The organism is Streptomyces bicolor (assembly GCF_000719285.1).
Taxonomy (GTDB): domain Bacteria; phylum Actinomycetota; class Actinomycetes; order Streptomycetales; family Streptomycetaceae; genus Streptomyces; species Streptomyces bicolor.
In genome coordinates this window covers 218,609-235,668 of record NZ_JOFS01000030.1, presented here as the reverse complement: position 1 = coordinate 235,668, position 17,060 = coordinate 218,609, and the positions used below count along the sequence as shown (strand labels likewise).

The 17,060-nt window shown below is 69.4% G+C and carries 17 protein-coding genes; 1 reads left to right on the top strand and 16 read right to left on the bottom strand.

The window, feature by feature from the left end:
* From metK to pyrR, 13 genes are all read right to left on the bottom strand, one after another.
* Nucleotides 1-796: methionine adenosyltransferase (gene metK / locus IF78_RS0132750; RefSeq protein ID WP_037641776.1), on the bottom strand; the 796-nt coding region annotated here is incomplete at its 3' end.
* 239 nt (nucleotides 797-1,035) lie between these two features.
* Nucleotides 1,036-2,238 (bottom strand): bifunctional phosphopantothenoylcysteine decarboxylase/phosphopantothenate--cysteine ligase CoaBC, encoded by a 1,203-nt coding sequence (gene coaBC, locus IF78_RS0132745; RefSeq protein WP_031486842.1) that lies wholly within the window; start codon nucleotides 2,236-2,238, stop codon nucleotides 1,036-1,038.
* 123 nt (nucleotides 2,239-2,361) lie between these two features.
* The gene (gene rpoZ, locus IF78_RS0132740) at nucleotides 2,362-2,634 is read right to left on the bottom strand and encodes a DNA-directed RNA polymerase subunit omega (protein WP_003988945.1); all 273 of its coding nucleotides are present in this window, start codon (nucleotides 2,632-2,634) and stop codon (nucleotides 2,362-2,364) included.
* A gap of 84 nt (nucleotides 2,635-2,718) precedes the next feature.
* A complete protein-coding gene (gene gmk, locus IF78_RS49210; RefSeq protein WP_483316149.1) occupies nucleotides 2,719-3,339 on the bottom strand; it encodes a guanylate kinase in 621 nt (206 codons plus the stop codon).
* Nucleotides 3,336-3,659 carry an integration host factor gene (locus IF78_RS49205; RefSeq protein WP_003977346.1) on the bottom strand — a complete coding sequence of 108 codons (324 nt, stop codon included), beginning with the start codon at nucleotides 3,657-3,659 and terminating at the stop codon, nucleotides 3,336-3,338. The genes gmk and IF78_RS49205 overlap by 4 nt, the downstream gene beginning before the upstream one ends.
* Nucleotides 3,660-3,946: 287 nt before the next feature.
* The gene (pyrF, locus tag IF78_RS0132725) at nucleotides 3,947-4,792 is read right to left on the bottom strand and encodes an orotidine-5'-phosphate decarboxylase (RefSeq protein ID WP_031486840.1); all 846 of its coding nucleotides are present in this window, start codon (nucleotides 4,790-4,792) and stop codon (nucleotides 3,947-3,949) included.
* A complete protein-coding gene (locus IF78_RS0132720) occupies nucleotides 4,789-5,904 on the bottom strand; it encodes a quinone-dependent dihydroorotate dehydrogenase (RefSeq protein WP_031486839.1) in 1,116 nt (371 codons plus the stop codon). Before IF78_RS0132720 ends, pyrF begins: the two co-directional genes overlap by 4 nt.
* A gap of 54 nt (nucleotides 5,905-5,958) precedes the next feature.
* Nucleotides 5,959-9,267 (bottom strand): carbamoyl-phosphate synthase large subunit, encoded by a 3,309-nt coding sequence (gene carB, locus IF78_RS0132715; protein WP_031486838.1) that lies wholly within the window; start codon nucleotides 9,265-9,267, stop codon nucleotides 5,959-5,961.
* Nucleotides 9,260-10,402, bottom strand: coding sequence for a glutamine-hydrolyzing carbamoyl-phosphate synthase small subunit (gene carA, locus IF78_RS0132710; RefSeq protein WP_031486837.1), 1,143 nt, complete (start codon nucleotides 10,400-10,402; stop codon nucleotides 9,260-9,262). The genes carB and carA overlap by 8 nt, the downstream gene beginning before the upstream one ends.
* Nucleotides 10,399-10,986: a PH-like domain-containing protein gene (locus IF78_RS0132705; protein ID WP_031486836.1), complete on the bottom strand. Its 588-nt coding sequence runs from the start codon at nucleotides 10,984-10,986 to the stop codon at nucleotides 10,399-10,401. Before IF78_RS0132705 ends, carA begins: the two co-directional genes overlap by 4 nt.
* Nucleotides 10,983-12,269 carry a dihydroorotase gene (locus IF78_RS0132700; RefSeq protein ID WP_031486835.1) on the bottom strand — a complete coding sequence of 429 codons (1,287 nt, stop codon included), beginning with the start codon at nucleotides 12,267-12,269 and terminating at the stop codon, nucleotides 10,983-10,985. The genes IF78_RS0132705 and IF78_RS0132700 overlap by 4 nt, the downstream gene beginning before the upstream one ends.
* 5 nt (nucleotides 12,270-12,274) lie before the next feature.
* The gene (locus IF78_RS0132695) at nucleotides 12,275-13,252 is read right to left on the bottom strand and encodes an aspartate carbamoyltransferase catalytic subunit (RefSeq protein ID WP_031486834.1); all 978 of its coding nucleotides are present in this window, start codon (nucleotides 13,250-13,252) and stop codon (nucleotides 12,275-12,277) included.
* Nucleotides 13,253-13,355: 103 nt separating this feature from the next.
* The gene (gene pyrR, locus IF78_RS0132690) at nucleotides 13,356-13,928 is read right to left on the bottom strand and encodes a bifunctional pyr operon transcriptional regulator/uracil phosphoribosyltransferase PyrR (RefSeq protein WP_031486833.1); all 573 of its coding nucleotides are present in this window, start codon (nucleotides 13,926-13,928) and stop codon (nucleotides 13,356-13,358) included.
* 256 nt (nucleotides 13,929-14,184) lie between these two features.
* Here pyrR and bldD point away from each other — a divergent pair, with 256 nt between their 5' ends.
* Nucleotides 14,185-14,688: a transcriptional regulator BldD gene (gene bldD, locus IF78_RS0132685; protein ID WP_019757325.1), complete on the top strand. Its 504-nt coding sequence runs from the start codon at nucleotides 14,185-14,187 to the stop codon at nucleotides 14,686-14,688.
* A gap of 187 nt (nucleotides 14,689-14,875) precedes the next feature.
* Here bldD and nusB read toward each other — a convergent pair whose 3' ends face one another.
* The 3 genes from nusB to IF78_RS0132670 are packed head-to-tail and all read right to left on the bottom strand — an operon-like array spanning nucleotide 14,876 to nucleotide 17,036.
* Nucleotides 14,876-15,310: a transcription antitermination factor NusB gene (nusB, locus tag IF78_RS0132680; RefSeq protein WP_031486832.1), complete on the bottom strand. Its 435-nt coding sequence runs from the start codon at nucleotides 15,308-15,310 to the stop codon at nucleotides 14,876-14,878.
* Nucleotide 15,311: 1 nt separating this feature from the next.
* Nucleotides 15,312-15,878 carry an elongation factor P gene (gene efp / locus IF78_RS0132675; RefSeq protein WP_031486831.1) on the bottom strand — a complete coding sequence of 189 codons (567 nt, stop codon included), beginning with the start codon at nucleotides 15,876-15,878 and terminating at the stop codon, nucleotides 15,312-15,314.
* A gap of 51 nt (nucleotides 15,879-15,929) precedes the next feature.
* Nucleotides 15,930-17,036, bottom strand: a complete 1,107-nt coding sequence (locus tag IF78_RS0132670) for an aminopeptidase P family protein (protein WP_031486830.1) — start codon at nucleotides 17,034-17,036, stop codon at nucleotides 15,930-15,932.
* Between the last annotated feature and the right edge of the window lie 24 nt (nucleotides 17,037-17,060).

The following is a 17,060-nucleotide window of genomic DNA, read 5'->3' as shown; positions in this document are numbered from 1 at the left end:
TGATGATCTTCCGGCCGGTCAGACCCGCGTCACCCATCGGGCCACCGATCTCGAACCGCCCGGTCGGGTTCACCAGCAGCCGGTAGCCGTCGGTGTCCAGCTTGATGCCCTCGTCCAGCAGGGCCTTCAGCTCCGGCTCGACCACGAACTCCCGGATGTCGGGGGCGAGAAGAGACTCCAGGTCGATGTCGCTCGCGTGCTGCGAGGAGACGACCACCGTGTCCAGGCGGACCGCCTTGTCGCCGTCGTACTCGATGGTGACCTGCGTCTTGCCGTCCGGGCGCAGGTAGGGGATGGTGCCGTTCTTGCGGACCTCGGACAGGCGCTTGGACAGGCGGTGCGCCAGGAAGATCGGCAGCGGCATCAGCGTCGGCGTCTCGTCCGTCGCGTAGCCGAACATCAGGCCCTGGTCACCGGCACCCTGACGGTCCAGCTCGTCCTCGTCGCCCTCGACCCGGGACTCGTACGCCGTGTCGACGCCCTGCGCGATGTCCGGCGACTGCGAGCCGATCGAGACCGAGACACCGCAGGAGGCGCCGTCGAAGCCCTTCTTCGAGGAGTCGTAGCCGATCTCGAGGATCTTGTTGCGGACCAGCGTCGCGATGTCCGCGTACGTCTTGGTCGTGACCTCTCCGGCCACGTGCACCAGACCGGTCGTGATCAGGGTCTCGACGGCGACCCGAGAGGTCGGGTCCTCGCGCAGAAGCGCGTCGAGAATGGTGTCGCTGATCTGGTCAGCGATCTTGTCGGGGTGACCCTCGGTCACGGACTCCGAGGTGAACAGGCGACGGGACACAACGCTCCCTGGGGTTGCAGCGGCTGCTGGCTGATCATTGGCGGACGGGACGGGGGCTGCGCCCGGCGTCGTCCGGGGACAGTTTATCTGTCGTGCTCGGTCACGGACCCCCTGTCTCGCCTCTCGGGAGCGCTGTGACCTGCGGCACGGGCATTCTGCCCAATGCCACGCACCCTTGGCCAGGGGCGCCACGCCCGAATCGAGCGACGCTCGATGGAGGACCGCAGCGCATCAAACATTCACCCCAGTCGCCGCGTCACCAGGTCCCACACAATTTCGGCCAAGGCTTCCTTGGGCCCGTGCGGTACGGGTGTCTCGCTGCCGTCGGCGCCCAGCACGACCGCCTCGTTCTCCTCGGAGCCGAAGGTCTTGCGCTCGCCCACCTCGTTCACCACAAGGAGGTCGCACCCCTTGCGCGCCAGCTTCTTGCGCCCGTTCGCAAGGACGTCGTCCGTCTCCGCGGCGAAGCCGACGATCACCTGGCCCGGGCGGGCCCGGTCGGTCGAGATCTCCGCGAGGATGTCCGGATTCCGCACCAGGACGATGGGCTCAGGCTCCTGGTCGTCCTTCTTCTTGATCTTTCCGGCGGCGTACGTCGCCGGGCGGAAGTCCGCGACCGCCGCCGCCATGACCACCGCGTCGGCGTCCGCGGCCGCCTTGAGCACCGCCTCCCGCAGCTGTACGGCCGTGCCGACCTGCAGGACGTCCACGCCGGCGGGGTCGGGCAGCCCGGTGTTGGCCGCGATCAACGTCACACGGGCGCCCCGGGCGGCGGCGGTGCGGGCGAGGGCGTAGCCCTGCTTGCCGGAGGAGCGGTTGCCGAGGAAGCGCACGGGGTCGAGGGGCTCGCGGGTACCGCCGGCGCTCACCACGACGTGCCGCCCCTTGAGGTCCGGCTCGGCGACCCCTCGGGCCAGCACACGGCGGCAGACCTCGAAGATCTCGGCCGGCTCGGGCAGCCGGCCCTTGCCCGTGTCGACGCCGGTGAGGCGCCCGACGGCGGGCTCGATGACGACCGCGCCGCGCCGGCGCAGCGTCGCCACGTTCTCCTGGGTGGCGGGGTGCTCCCACATCTCGGTGTGCATGGCCGGAGCGAAGACGACCGGACAGCGGGCGGTGAGCAGGGTGTTGGTCAGCAGGTCGTCGGCGAGGCCGTGCGCGGCCTTGGCGAGCGTGTCGGCCGTGGCCGGGGCGACGACCACCAGGTCGGCGTGCTGACCGATGCGGACGTGCGGAACCTCGTGGACGTCGTCCCAGACCTCCGTCGAGACGGGGTTGCCGGACAGGGCGGACCAGGTCGCGGCGCCGACGAAGTGCAGCGCGGAGGCGGTGGGCACGACCCGGACGTCATGGCCGGACTCGGTGAGTCTGCGCAGCAGCTCACAGGCCTTGTAGGCGGCGATGCCGCCACTGACGCCCAGAACGACCTTCGGCTTGTCCACCGTCTCTCCCCGCAATCGGCTCGGGTGCGCCAGGGACGAGCGCACGACTCCACTACACACCACAGGCCCGGCAGTCGCGCTGCCGGGCCTGTGGAAAAGTCAGCTGCAAGCTGAAAATCGTACTTACTGCGCCGGGCCCTCGACGGCCTCGGACGTCAGCAGACCCGCGTTGATCTCGCGCAGGGCGATCGACAGCGGCTTCTCGTGGACGTGGGTGTCGACGAGCGGACCGACGTACTCGAGGAGGCCCTCGCCGAGCTGCGAGTAGTACGCGTTGATCTGGCGGGCCCGCTTGGCCGCGTAGATCACGAGGCTGTACTTCGAGTCGGTGGCCTCGAGGAGCTCGTCGATCGGCGGGTTGATGATGCCCTCGGGCGCGGAGATGGAAGAGGACACGCTCTACCTTCCGATGGATGGGAAAGATTCAGAGTGAATGATCAAGCCTGAGCGAAATGATCAAGCTTGGACGATCAGTCACGATCACACAACGTCCATCAAGGCTAGCAGCTCGCGCGCCACGTCCTCGACGGAGGTGTTGACCAAGGTCACGTCGAACTCCGGCTCGGCCGCCAGCTCGACCTTCGCCGCGTCCAGACGGCGTTCGATCACCTCGGGCGGCTCGGTGCCACGTCCGGTGAGTCTGCGCACGAGCTCCTCCCAGGAGGGAGGAGCCAGGAACACCAGCTGGGCCTCCGCCATGGACTCGCGGACCTGCCGCGCCCCTTGGAGGTCGATCTCCAGGAGGACGGGCTCGCCCGCCTCCAGCCGCTCCATCACGGCCGCACGCGGCGTGCCGTAGCGGTTGCCGGCGAACTCGGCCCACTCCAGCAGCTCGCCGTTGGCGATCAGCTTGTCCATCTCGCCGTCGGTGACGAAGAAGTAGTGGACTCCGTGCCGCTCGCCGGGGCGGGGCTTACGGGTCGTCGCCGACACCGAGAGCCAGACCTCGGGGTGTTCCTTGCGCATATGGGCGACGACCGTGCTCTTGCCGACCCCGGAGGGGCCGGAGAGCACGGTCAGCCGCGGACGTTCACTCATGCAGCGATTATTCCAGCAATCCCGGAGTGCCCGGGACTCCCGGTCCGGAGCACCCGGACTCAGGAGCCGGTGCTGCCGAACTCACGCTCCAGGGAAGCGATCTGGTTGGAGCCGAGGCCACGCACGCGGCGGCTCTCGGAGATGCCGAGTCGCTCCATGATCTGCTTGGCGCGGACCTTGCCCACGCCCGGCAGGGACTCGAGCAGGGCGGAGACCTTCATCTTGCCGATGACGTCGTTCTCCTGGCCCTGCTTGATGACCTCATGCAGGGAGGCGCCGGAGTGCTTGAGTCGATTCTTGACCTCGGCCCGCTCCCGGCGAGCCGCGGCGGCCTTTTCGAGCGCGGCTGCGCGCTGTTCAGGGGTAAGGGGCGGAAGAGCCACGCCTACGTCACCTCGGATGTCGAACTGTCGGATACGGACCGGTGAGGAACCTAGTCGCCCCACACCTGGGGAGCCACGAGCAACACGCTTGCCCGTTGACTCTCGTCGGAGACTAGCGGGCAAGTCCGCCAGAGTCAGCGAGAACAGCGGAAAAGTCCTGGTCAGCCTCCGTCAGGCCGGACATTTAGGACATAATGCCCCGGATTTGAGGATGTATTCAGACTCAAGTCGGCCCCGAGTCACTCATCGGAGGTCTCCCACGAGAGCTCGAACACCCTTGACGACGGTCAGTCGACCGACACAGCCGCCCGGACCTCGTCAGCGAAGCGTGACGCTGTCTCACGCAGCGCGACGACGTCGGGGCCGTGACGCAGCACACCCCGGCTGACGTTCGGCACGACATTGCGCACCGCGGCGCCGAACACCCGCGGAAGATCGGCCGGCGTGGCCCCCTGGGCCCCGATGCCGGGCGCGAGGAGGGGACCGTTGATGTCCAGGTCGTACCTCGACAGGTCGCCGAGCGTGGCGCCGACCACCGCGCCGAAGGAACCCATGGGCTCCTCCCCCACGTTTTCGGCCGCCAGGTGCGCCAGCATGGTCGCGCCTACGTCACGGCCGTCCGCGCGGATCGCGTGCTGGACCTCGCCGCCCTCCGGGTTGGACGTCAGCGCGAGCACGAACAGGCCGGTGCCGCTCTCGCGGGCCAGCGCGACGGCCGGGGAGAGCGAGCCGTAGCCGAGGTACGGCGAGACGGTCAGCGCGTCCGAGAACAGCGGGGAGTCCTTGTGGAGGAAGGACTCGGCGTAGGCGGCCATGGTCGAGCCGATGTCGCCGCGCTTGGCGTCCATCACCACCAGCGCCCCGGCCGCCCGCGCCTCCTCGACCGACTTCTCCAGGACCGCGACGCCGCGCGATCCGAAGCGCTCGAAGAACGCGCTCTGCGGCTTGAGCACGGCGACCCGGTCGGCCATCGCCTCCACGACCGTGCGACTGAACCGCTCGAGGCCGGCCACGTCGTCGTTCAGGCCCCATTCGGCCAGCAGGGACGCGTGCGGGTCGATGCCGACGCACAGCGGGCCGCGCTCGTCCATGACCCGGCGAAGTCGTGCGCCAAAGGGTTCCAGAGCACTCATGCGGTCTTCCTTGCCTTCCTGACATCGGCGCCGACCGCGTCGGCGAGGGTGGCGTACGGGCTGGTGCGCAGGCGGGCGGCGAGGCCCTTGTGGATGGCGCGGCCCCAGAAGGGACCTTCGTAGATGAAGGCGCTGTACCCCTGGACCAGCGTCGCGCCCGCCAGGATCCGCTGCCAGGCGTCCTCGGCGTTCTCGACGCCGCCCACGCCCACGAGGGTGATCCGGTCGCCCACGCGCGCGTACAGCCGCCGCAGCACCTCCAGCGAGCGCGCCTTCAGGGGCGCCCCGGAGAGCCCGCCGGCCTCCTTGACCAGCGAGGGTTCGGATTTCAAACCCAGCCCCTCGCGCGCGATGGTGGTGTTCGTGGCGATGATCCCGTCCAGGCCCAGCTCCACGGCCAGGTCGGCGACCGCGTCCACGTCCTCGTCGGCGAGGTCGGGCGCGATCTTCACGAGCAGCGGAACGCGACGGCCGGTCACCGTACGGTCGGCGGCCTCGCGGACGGCGGTCAGGAGGGGGCGCAGCGCCTCCGTGGCCTGGAGGTTGCGCAGACCGGGCGTGTTGGGCGAGGAGACGTTGACCACCAGGTAGTCGGCGTACGGCGCCAGCCGCTCCGTCGACTTCACGTAGTCGAGGACGGCCTCCTCCTCCGGAACGACCTTGGTCTTGCCGATGTTGACGCCCACAACGGTCCGGAAAACCGGCTCCCGGGACGCCAGGCGGGCCGCCACGGCCAGCGAGCCCTCGTTGTTGAAGCCCATGCGGTTGATCAGCGCCCGGTCCTTCACAAGGCGGAACAGCCGCTTCTTGGGGTTGCCCGGCTGTGCCTCCCCCGTGACGGTGCCGATCTCGATGTGGTCGAAGCCCAGCATCGACATCCCGTCGATCGCGACCGCGTTCTTGTCGAAGCCGGCGGCGAGCCCGAAGGGGCCGTGCATCCGCAGCCCGAAGGCCTCGGTGCGCAGTTCCTTGTAGCGGGGGGCGAGAGCGGCCGCGACGAAGGTGCGCAGCACGGGGATGCGAACGGCCAGGCGGATCCAGCGGAACGCCAGGTGATGGGCCTGCTCCGGGTCCATCCGCTGGAAAACCAGACGGAAGAAAAGCTTGTACATGTCGGTGTCCTCACGAAGAGGGGGACACCGTGTCCGGTGTCCCCCTCAGGGCTGCTAGTCGCGGGCCGCGGTCAGATGCTCGGCGTGTTCCTGCAGTGAACGAACGCCCACGTCACCGTGGTTGAGGGCGTCGATGCCCTGGACGGCCGCGGCGAGCGCCTGGACCGTCGTCAGGCACGGGACGGACCGCGCCACGGCCGCCGTACGGATGTCGTAGCCGTCGAGGCGGCCGCCGGTGCCGTACGGGGTGTTGACGATGAGGTCGACCTCGCCGTCGTGGATGAGCTGGACGATGGTCCGCTCGCCGTTCGGGCCGGTTCCCTCGGACTGCTTGCGCACGACCGTGGCGTTGATGCCGTTGCGCTTGAGTACCTCGGCCGTGCCGGAGGTGGCGAGCAACTCGAAGCCGTGGGCGACCAGTTCACGCGCGGGGAAGATCATCGAGCGCTTGTCGCGGTTGGCGACCGAGATGAAGGCGCGGCCCTTGGTGGGCAGCGGGCCGTAGGCGCCCGCCTGCGACTTGGCGTACGCCGTGCCGAAGACCGAGTCGATGCCCATGACCTCGCCGGTCGAGCGCATCTCCGGGCCGAGGACGGTGTCGACGCCGCGCCCGTGGATGTCGCGGAAGCGCGACCACGGCATGACGGCCTCCTTGACGGAGATCGGCGCGTCGAGCGGGAGCTCACCGCCGTCGCCGTTGGCCGGGAGCAGCCCCTCGGCGCGCAGTTCGGCGATGGTGGCGCCCAGCGAGATCCGGGCGGCGGCCTTCGCCAGCGGCACCGCGGTCGCCTTCGAGGTGAAGGGGACCGTTCGGGACGCGCGCGGGTTGGCCTCCAGGACGTACAGGATGTCGCCGGCCATCGCGAACTGGATGTTGATCAGGCCGCGTACGCCGACGCCCTTCGCGATGGCCTCGGTGGAGGCCCGCAGGCGCTTGATGTCGAAGCCGCCCAGGGTGATCGGCGGCAACGCGCACGCCGAGTCGCCGGAGTGGATGCCGGCCTCCTCGATGTGCTCCATGACGCCGCCGAGGTACAGCTCCTGGCCGTCGTAGAGCGCGTCGACGTCGATCTCGATCGCGTCGTCGAGGAAGCGGTCGACCAGCACCGGCCGGGAGGGGCTGATCTCGGTCGACTCGGCGATGTAGGACGACAGTCGCGTCTCGTCGTACACGATCTCCATGCCGCGCCCGCCGAGGACGTACGAAGGCCGCACCAGGACCGGGTAGCCGATCTCGTCGGCGATGGCCTTGGCCTCCTCGAAGGTGGTGGCGGTGCCGTGCTTGGGGGCCGGGAGGCCGGCCTCCGCGAGGACGCGTCCGAACGCGCCCCGGTCCTCGGCCGCGTGGATCGCCTCCGGCGAAGTGCCCACGATCGGCACGCCGTTGTCCTTGAGCGCCTGCGACAGACCCAGCGGGGTCTGGCCACCCAGCTGGACCACGACGCCCGCCACCGGACCGGCCTGCTGCTCCGCGTGGACGATCTCCAGCACGTCCTCCAGCGTCAGCGGCTCGAAGTACAGGCGGTCGGAGGTGTCGTAGTCCGTGGAGACGGTCTCCGGGTTGCAGTTGACCATCACGGTCTCGAACCCGGCGTCGCTCAGCGCGAAGGAGGCGTGGACGCAGGAGTAGTCGAACTCGATGCCCTGGCCGATGCGGTTGGGACCGGAGCCCAGGATGATGACGGCCGGCTTCTCGCGCTGCGCGACCTCGGTCTCCTCGTCGTACGAGGAGTAGAAGTACGGCGTCTTGGCCGCGAACTCGGCGGCGCAGGTGTCGACCGTCTTGTAGACCGGGCGGATGCCGAGCGCGTGCCGCACCTCGCGCACCACGTCCTCGCGCAGTCCGCGGATCTCGCCGATCTGCTGGTCGGAGAAGCCGTGCCGCTTGGCCTCGGCGAGCAGTTCGGTGGTGAGCTCCGGGGCCTCGGCGATCTCGTCGGCGATCTCCTTGATGAGGAAGAGCTGGTCGACGAACCAGGGGTCGATCTTCGTGTACTCGAAGACCTCCTCCGGCGTGGCTCCGGCGCGGATGGCCTGCATGACGGCGTTGATGCGGCCGTCGGTCGGGCGGACCGCCTCTTCGAGGAGAACGGCCTTGTCACCGGGCTCGCCCACGAACGTGAACTGGCTGCCCTTCTTCTCCAGCGAGCGCAGCGCCTTCTGGAAGGCCTCGGTGAAGTTGCGGCCGATCGCCATGGCCTCGCCGACCGACTTCATGGTCGTGGTCAGCGTCGAGTCGGCCTGCGGGAACTTCTCGAAGGCGAACCGCGGCGCCTTGACGACCACGTAGTCGAGGGTCGGCTCGAAGGAGGCCGGGGTCTCCTGCGTGATGTCGTTCGGGATCTCGTCGAGGGTGTAGCCGACGGCGAGCTTGGCGGCGATCTTGGCGATCGGGAAGCCGGTCGCCTTGGAGGCGAGGGCGGAGGAACGCGATACGCGCGGGTTCATCTCGATGACGATGACGCGGCCGTCGTCCGGGTTCACCGCGAACTGGATGTTGCAGCCACCGGTGTCGACGCCGACCTCGCGGATCACGGCGATGCCGATGTCGCGCAGGATCTGGTACTCGCGGTCGGTGAGCGTCATCGCGGGTGCGACGGTGATCGAGTCGCCGGTGTGCACGCCCATGGGGTCGAAGTTCTCGATGGAGCAGACGACCACGACGTTGTCGTGCTTGTCGCGCATCAGCTCCAGCTCGTACTCCTTCCAGCCGAGGATGGACTCCTCCAGGAGCACCTCGGTGGTGGGAGACAGGGTCAGGCCCTGGCCGGCGATGCGGCGCAGCTCCTCCTCGTCGTGCGCGAAGCCGGAGCCGGCGCCGCCCATGGTGAAGGACGGGCGGACGACGACCGGGTAGCCGCCGAGCGTCTCGACGCCCGCGAGGACGTCTTCCATGGAGTGGCAGATGACGGAGCGGGCGGACTCGCCGTGGCCGATCTTCTGACGTACGGCCTCGACGACCTCCTTGAAGAGGTCGCGGTCCTCGCCCTTGTTGATGGCCTCGACGTTGGCACCGATCAGCTCGACGCCGTACTTCTCGAGCGTGCCGGCCTCGTGCAGCGAGATCGCCGTGTTGAGGGCCGTCTGGCCGCCCAGGGTGGGCAGCAGCGCGTCCGGCCGCTCCTTGGCGATGATCTTCTCGACGAACTCCGGGGTGATCGGCTCGACGTAGGTGGCGTCGGCGATCTCCGGGTCGGTCATGATCGTCGCCGGGTTGGAGTTGACGAGGATGACGCGCAGGCCTTCGGCCTTGAGGACGCGGCACGCCTGCGTGCCGGAGTAGTCGAACTCGGCGGCCTGGCCGATGACGATCGGGCCGGAGCCGATGACCAGGACGGACTGGATATCGGTGCGCTTAGGCACGCTGGCCCTCCATCAGGGATACGAAGCGGTCGAACAGGTAGGCGGCGTCGTGCGGGCCGGCTGCCGCTTCGGGGTGGTACTGGACGCTGAAGGCCGGCTTGTCGAGGAGCTGGAGGCCCTCCACCACGTTGTCGTTGAGGCAGACGTGGGAGACCTCGGCGCGGCCGTAGGGGGTCTCGGAGACCTTGTCGAGCGGGGCGTCCACGGCGAAGCCGTGGTTGTGCGCGGTGACCTCGACCTTGCCGGTCGTACGGTCCTGCACCGGCTGGTTGATGCCGCGGTGGCCGTACTTCAGCTTGTACGTGCCGAAGCCCAGCGCGCGCCCCAGGATCTGGTTGCCGAAGCAGATGCCGAACAGCGGGGTGCCGCGCTCCAGGACCGCCTGCATGACGGAGACCGGGTGGTCGGCGGTGGACGGGTCGCCCGGGCCGTTGGAGAAGAACACGCCGTCGGGGTTCACGGCGTACACGTCCTCGGCGGTCGCCGTGGCGGGCAGCACATGCACCTCGATGCCGCGTTCGGCCATGCGGTGCGGGGTCATGCCCTTGATGCCGAGGTCGACGGCGGCGACGGTGAACTTCTTCTCACCGATCGCCGGGACGACGTACGCCTCCTTGGTGGCGACCTCGGCGGAGAGGTCGGCGCCCTTCATCTCGGGGGCCTGGCGCACCTCGGCGAGCATGGTGCCCTCGTCGGGCAGCGCGTTGCCGGAGAAGATGCCGACGCGCATGGCGCCGCGCTCGCGCAGGTGACGCGTCAGCGCGCGCGTGTCGATGCCGGAGATCCCGACGACGCCCTGGTGGCGCAGCTCGTCGTCCAGCGAGCGCCGGGAGCGCCAGTTGGACGGCACGCGCGCGGGGTCGCGCACGACGTAGCCGGCGACCCAGATCTGCTTGCTCTCCGGGTCCTCGTCGTTGACGCCGGTGTTGCCGACGTGGGGGGCGGTCATGACGACGACCTGGCGGTGGTACGACGGGTCGGTGAGCGTCTCCTGGTAGCCGGTCATGCCGGTGGAGAACACGGCCTCGCCGAAGGTCACCCCCACGGCCCCGTAGGCACGGCCGCGGAAGATCCGGCCGTCCTCCAGGACGAGTACCGCGGGAACCTTGGTGGCTCCCCTTGTGGAGGTCGTCATCGTTCGGCGCCTTCCGTGCTGTTGGTGTTGATCATGGAGTTAATGACGTCGACCCACTCGTTGTGCTCCGCCGCGTGGTCCGAGCGGAAGCCGGAGTCGATCAGCCGCTCGCCGTGCGCCCAGGTCACCACGAGCAGCCCGCCCTCGGTCAGGACCTTGCCGGCGATGCCCTTGTCGAGCCGGGCCTCGCGCAGCTGCGCCGCCGGGACGAAGAAGTCGGTCGCGCCGGGGCGTACGACGTCCAGTCCCGCGTCCGTCAGCGTGAGCTCGACCCGGCTGCGGGTACCGAGGCCGTGCGCCACGATGCGGTCCAGCCACTGACCGGCGGTGGTGGAGCCGTGGTAGCGGCCGCTCATGCTCAGTGTCGCCGGGCCGGGGTCGTCCGGCGCGCTGGGCAGCTCGGGCAGGTCGCCCTGGAGGGTGCCGCGCCACTTCCAGCCCTCGCGCATCAGCCAGTAGACGAGCGCGACGAAGAGGGCGAGTCCGACGACCCAGCCGATGCGGGCGGCCCAGTCGGTCACTTCGGCAGACTTCTGGTCGGCCGCGAGTCCGGTGCCGGCTGCGAGCAGTGTTGCAGGTGTCACGTGAGCTTCCCGTCGACGAGCGTGGCCTTGCCCCGGAGCCACGTGTGCGTGACACGGCCCGGCAGCTCACGCCCCTCGTACGGAGTGTTGCGGCTGCGCGAGGCGAAGCCCGCGGGGTCCACGGACCCACGGTATTCCGTGTCGACGAGCGTGAGGTTGGCGGGCTCACCAGCCGAGACGGGACGGCCGTGGCCCTTGGCCTGCCCGATCTGCGCGGGCTTGAAGGACATGCGCTCGGCGACCCCGGCCCAGGTGAGGAGCCCGGTGTCCACCATGGTCTCCTGCACCACCGACAACGCGGTCTCCAGGCCGACCATCCCCATGGCGGCCGCGGCCCACTCGCAGTCCTTGTCCTCGTGCGGGTGCGGGGCGTGGTCGGTGGCGACGATGTCGATCGTGCCGTCCGCGAGGGCCTCGCGCAGCGCCAGCACGTCACGCTCGGTGCGCAGCGGCGGGTTCACCTTGTAGACCGGGTTGTAGGTGCGCACCAGCTCGTCGGTGAGGAGGAGGTGGTGCGGGGTGACCTCGGCGGTGACGTCGATGCCGCGGGACTTGGCCCAGCGCACGATCTCGACGGAGCCGGCGGTCGACAGGTGGCAGATGTGGACGCGCGAGCCGACGTGCTCGGCGAGCAGGACATCCCGGGCGATGATCGATTCCTCGGCCACCGCGGGCCAGCCGCCGAGACCCAGCTCGGCCGAGACGACACCCTCGTTCATCTGGGCGCCCTCGGTCAGCCGCGGCTCCTGCGCGTGCTGGGCGACGACACCGCCGAAGGCCTTCACGTACTCCAGGGCGCGGCGCATGATCACCGCGTCGTCGACGCACTTGCCGTCGTCGGAGAAGACGGTGACGCCCGCCGCCGACTCGTGCATGGCGCCCAGCTCGGCGAGCTTCTTGCCCTCCAGGCCGACAGTCACGGCGCCGATGGGCTGAACGTCGCAGTAGCCGTGCTCCTGCCCGAGCCGGTAGACCTGTTCGACCACGCCGGCGGTGTCGGCGACGGGGAAGGTGTTGGCCATGGCGAACACGGCGGTGTAGCCGCCGCTCGCCGCCGCGCGCGTGCCGGTCAGCACGGTCTCGGAGTCCTCGCGGCCCGGCTCACGCAGGTGGGTGTGCAGGTCGACCAGGCCCGGCAGCAGAACCCTGCCCGCCGCCTCGACGACCTGGGCGCCCTCTTCCGAGAGCCCGGTGCCGACCGCCTCGATGACGGCACCGTCGATCAGCACGTCCTGCGGCTCGCCGCCGAGCACCTTCGCACCACGGATCAGGATCTTGCTCATCTGTCTTACTTCTCCTCGGTACGGGTGTTGGTGACGGCGGGCTCGTTGCCTCCGAGCAGCAGGTACAGAACGGCCATCCGGATGGACACTCCGTTTGCGACCTGCTCGATGGCGGTGCAGCGCTCCGAGTCGGCGACCTCGGCAGTGATCTCCATGCCGCGGACCATCGGGCCGGGGTGCATCACGATGGCGTGCTCGGGCATCCGCGCCATGCGGTCGCCGTCGAGTCCGTAGCGCCGCGAGTACTCGCGCTCGGTCGGGAAGAACGCGGCGTTCATCCGCTCGCGCTGCACGCGCAGCATCATCACCGCGTCGGACTTCGTCAGCGTGGAGTCGAGGTCGTACGACACCTCGCAGGGCCAGGTCTCGACGCCGACCGGCACCAGGGTCGGCGGCGCGACGAGGGTGACCTCGGCGCCGAGGGTGTGCAGCAGGTCGACGTTGGAGCGGGCGACGCGGCTGTGCAGCACGTCGCCGACGATCGTGATGCGCTTCCCGGAGAGGTCCTGGCCGATCCCGGCGTCCCGTCCGACGAGGCGGCGCCGCATCGTGAAGGCGTCCAACAGGGCCTGGGTGGGGTGCTGGTGGGTGCCGTCACCGGCGTTGATGACGGCCGCGTCGATCCAGCCGGAGTTGGCGAGGCGGTACGGCGCTCCGGAGGCGCCGTGCCGGATGACGACGGCGTCGACGCCCATGGCCTCCAGGGTCTGGGCGGTGTCCTTCAGGGACTCGCCCTTGGACACGCTCGACCCCTTGGCGGAGAAGTTGATGACGTCCGCCGACAGCCGCTTCTCGGCGGCCTCGAAGGAGATCCGCGTGCGTGTGGAGTCCTCGAAGAAGAGGTTCACGACGGTCCGGCCGCGCAGGGTCGGCAGCTTCTTGATCGGCCGGTCGGCGACCCGGGCCATCTCCTCGGCGGTGTCGAGGATCAGGACGGCGTCGTCGCGGGTGAGGTCGGCGGCCGAGATGAGATGACGCTGCATCTTTCAGGCTCCGTAAGGCAGTTCATGAAGGAGGATTCGGGCAGACGGGTGCGCGCGAGGGCGCACTGAGCGGGCGTACGGCAGCGGCCGTACGCCGTGGGCGCTACTGGGAGGTCTGCTTGGCACCGAGCAGCACGGTGTCGCGACCGTCCTCCTCGGCGAGCTGGACCTTGACCGTCTCCCGCAACGACGTGGGGATGTTCTTGCCGACGTAGTCGGCGCGGATGGGCAGTTCTCGGTGGCCTCGGTCGACGAGGACCGCCAGCTGGACCGCGCGCGGACGACCGATGTCGTTCAGGGCGTCGAGGGCGGCGCGGATGGTGCGGCCGGAGAACAGGACGTCGTCGACGAGGACGACGAGGCGGCCGTCGAGGCCGTCACCGGGAATGTCGGTGCGGGCCAGCGCACGCGGCGGGTGCATGCGCAGGTCGTCGCGGTACATGGTGATGTCCAGCGACCCGACCGGGATCTTGCGCTCGGTGATCTCCTCGAGCTTGGCGGCGAGCCGCTGGGCGAGGAAGACGCCTCGGGTGGGAATCCCGAGGAGCACCACGTCGTCGGCGCCCTTGGCGCGCTCGACGATCTCGTGGGCGATGCGGGTCAACACCCGCGCGATGTCAGGGCCTTCGAGAACGGGCCTGGCGTCGGACGCTTGCGTGTCCTGCTGCCTGTCCATACGAAAAGGACCTCCTTCTCCGCCTCACGGGACGGACCTTAAAGGACGTCTGGTTTGCGCCATCCACCGTAGCAGGCCACCGACACGCCCCCCCCCATCACCCCCCTGGCCCAATCGGGCGCCGATAGCACGGAAGAGTCGGTGTGGACCATTCGGCTTGACGCGCCAGAGTAACGCTGCGTAACCTCACAGTGAGTTACCAACCGCGCGGCATGGAACCCAAGCCAGTCGCGTCGACCCAGTGCCGGGGAGCTATATGTCCAGCGAATACGCCAAACAGCTCGGGGCCAAGCTCCGGGCCATCCGCACCCAGCAGGGCCTTTCCCTTCACGGTGTCGAGGAGAAGTCCCAGGGACGCTGGAAGGCCGTCGTGGTCGGTTCGTACGAGCGCGGCGACCGCGCCGTGACCGTGCAGCGCCTCGCCGAGCTGGCGGATTTCTACGGCGTTCCGGTGCAGGAGCTGCTGCCGGGCACCACGCCGGGCGGCGCCGCGGAGCCGCCGCCGAAGCTGGTCCTGGACCTGGAGCGGCTGGCCCACGTGCCGGCCGAGAAGGCGGGTCCCCTGCAGCGCTATGCCGCGACCATCCAGTCGCAGCGCGGTGACTACAACGGCAAGGTGCTCTCGATCCGTCAGGACGACCTGCGCACGCTCGCCGTCATTTATGACCAGTCGCCCTCGGTCCTGACAGAGCAGCTGATCAGCTGGGGTGTGCTGGACGCGGACGCGCGTCGCGCGGTGACCCACGCCGAGGAGAGCTGAGCATTCCACACGGGTTGCACCCAGTCAGCAGAAACGTGCCGCCGGGGTGGCCGGAACTTTGCGGTTCCGGCCACCCCGGCGGCGTTCTGCGGGCCTGATGGGTTTCCCCGGGACAGACCGGTGACAGGGGGACGCCGCAGGGCCCGCAGCGGCGATGCTGCGGGCCCTGCGGCGTATGCGAAGACTCTTACGCTTCCTCTCGGCGCAGCGAGGGCTTCAGGTCCTTGAGCCGGCCGAGGAGACCGTTGACGAACGAGGGCGACTCGTCCGTGGAGAACTCCTTCGCCAGCTGCACCATCTCGTCGAGCACGACCGCGTCCGGGGTCTCGTCGACCCAGATCAGCTCGTACGCGCCGAGGCGCAGGATGTTGCGGTCCACGACCGGCATCCGGTCGAGCGTCCAGCCGACCGAGTACTGCGCGATCAGCTCGTCGATCCGCTTCACGTGCGCCGCGTAGCCCTCAACCAGCTGCATCGTGTACTCGCTCACCGGCGGCTGCCGGGTGTCGGTCCGGGAGAGCCGGATCCAGTCCGCGAGGACCGTCAGGACGTCGGCGCCGCGCTGGTCGCCCTCGAAGAGGATCTGGAAGGCGCGCTTGCGGGCCGTGTTGCGGGCAGCCAATTTAGCTGTTCACCCGGCCGAGGTAGTCGCTCGTGCGAGTGTCGACCTTGATCTTCTCACCGGTGGTGATGAAGAGCGGGACCTGGATCTGGTGACCGGTCTCCAGGGTGGCGGGCTTGGTGCCGCCGGTGGAGCGGTCGCCCTGGACACCCGGCTCGGTCTCCTGGACGACGAGCTCGACGGCGGCGGGCAGCTCGACGAAGAGCACCTCGCCCTCGTGCTGCGCGACGGTGGCGGTGAAGCCCTCGATCAGGAAGTTGGCGGCGTCGCCGACGGCCTTGCGGTCGACCATGAGCTGGTCGTAGGTCTCCATGTCCATGAAGACGAAGTACTCGCCGTCCATGTAGGAGAACTGCATGTCCCGCTTGTCGACGGTGGCCGTCTCGACCTTCACGCCGGCGTTGAAGGTCTTGTCGACGACCTTCCCGGAGAGCACGTTCTTGAGCTTGGTGCGCACGAAGGCCGGGCCCTTGCCGGGCTTGACGTGCTGGAACTCGACGACGGACCAGAGCTGGCCGCCTTCGAGCTTGAGCACCATGCCGTTCTTGAGGTCGTTCGTGGAAGCCACGGTTGCGGAATCTCCTGGACTGACGTGGACGACCCCGGCGCACGCTCCTGTCTAAAGGGCGAGCAGCTCCTTGGTCGTGATGGTGAGTAGCTCGGGTCCGCCGTCCGCCTCGGGGCGAACGACGAGCGTGTCATCGATCCGGACGCCGCCCCGGCCCGGGAGGTGGACCCCCGGTTCGACGGTGACCGGCACGCAAGCGTCCAGTTTACCCATGGCCGCGGGAGCCAACTGCGGGTCCTCGTCGATTTCGAGTCCGACGCCGTGGCCGGTGAGGGGTGGCAGTCCCTCGTGGTACCCGGCGGCATCCAGCACCTGACGTGCGGCACGGTCCACATCACGGTAGGCCGCGCCGGGTGCCAGCGACTCCCGTCCGGCGCGCTGGGCGGCGAAGACGACGTCGTACAACTCGATCTGCCAGTCGGCTGGGGACGTACCGATGACGAAGGTACGGCCGATCTCGCACCGGTAGCCGCGGTAGGTGGCGCCCAGGCAGACGGAGAGGAAGTCGCCCTCCTCGACCCGGCGGTCGGTGGGCCGGTGGGCGCGCCGGCCGGCGTTCGGGCCGGTGGCGACGGAGGTGGCGAAGGCGGGGCCGTCGGCGCCGTGATCGACCAGGCGCCGTTCCAGTTCGAGGGCGAGGTGGCGTTCGGTCCGGCCGACGAGGATGGATTCGAGGAGCTCGCCGAGGGCCTGGTCGGCGATCTCGGCCCCGATCCTGAGGCAGGAGATCTCCTCCTCGTCCTTGACCACCCTGAGCTGCTCAGCGGCTCCACCCAGGTCGGCGAGACGCAGTCGCGGGACGACCGAGCGGATGGCTCTGTGGCGGGCCACGGTGAGGTGGTGTTCCTCCACGGCCAGGGAGTCTCCGCCCTGCGCCGCCGCGAGGTCGGCAGCGGCGACGGCCGGGTCGCCTGCGGAGCCGGGGAGGGTGTGGATCCGCAGCGCCTCGTCGGGGCGGCCCTCGGTGGAACGGTCGTCGGGCGGGCCGACGCACACCAACAGGTCTTCGGTCTTGCCGAGGAGCAGCACGGAGCCCTGCGGGGCGGCGCCCGCGAGGTAGCGGACGTTGGCGGGGCGGGAGACGACCGCTGCCGCGTTGCCGGCCGCGTTGCACTGCTCCCGTAGGCGTGATCGGCGAGCGGCGTATACCTCTGACATGACTCGAGCGTAGGAGCTCCGCGG

What these genes read in the sequence shown, in the direction of transcription:
- pyrF (WP_031486840.1), bottom strand. Translation starts at nt 4,792, where the DNA reads ATGAGTGCTCTGGAACCCTTTGGCGCACGACTTCGCCGGGTCATGGAC.
- IF78_RS0132720 (WP_031486839.1), bottom strand. Translation starts at nt 5,904, where the DNA reads ATGTACAAGCTTTTCTTCCGTCTGGTTTTCCAGCGGATGGACCCGGAG.
- carA (WP_031486837.1), bottom strand. Translation starts at nt 10,402, where the DNA reads ATGACGACCTCCACAAGGGGAGCCACCAAGGTTCCCGCGGTACTCGTC.
- IF78_RS0132700 (WP_031486835.1), bottom strand. Translation starts at nt 12,269, where the DNA reads ATGAGCAAGATCCTGATCCGTGGTGCGAAGGTGCTCGGCGGCGAGCCG.
- IF78_RS0132695 (WP_031486834.1), bottom strand. Translation starts at nt 13,252, where the DNA reads ATGCAGCGTCATCTCATCTCGGCCGCCGACCTCACCCGCGACGACGCC.
- pyrR (WP_031486833.1), bottom strand. Translation starts at nt 13,928, where the DNA reads ATGGACAGGCAGCAGGACACGCAAGCGTCCGACGCCAGGCCCGTTCTC.
- bldD (WP_019757325.1), top strand. Translation starts at nt 14,185, where the DNA reads ATGTCCAGCGAATACGCCAAACAGCTCGGGGCCAAGCTCCGGGCCATC.
- IF78_RS0132670 (WP_031486830.1), bottom strand. Translation starts at nt 17,036, where the DNA reads ATGTCAGAGGTATACGCCGCTCGCCGATCACGCCTACGGGAGCAGTGC.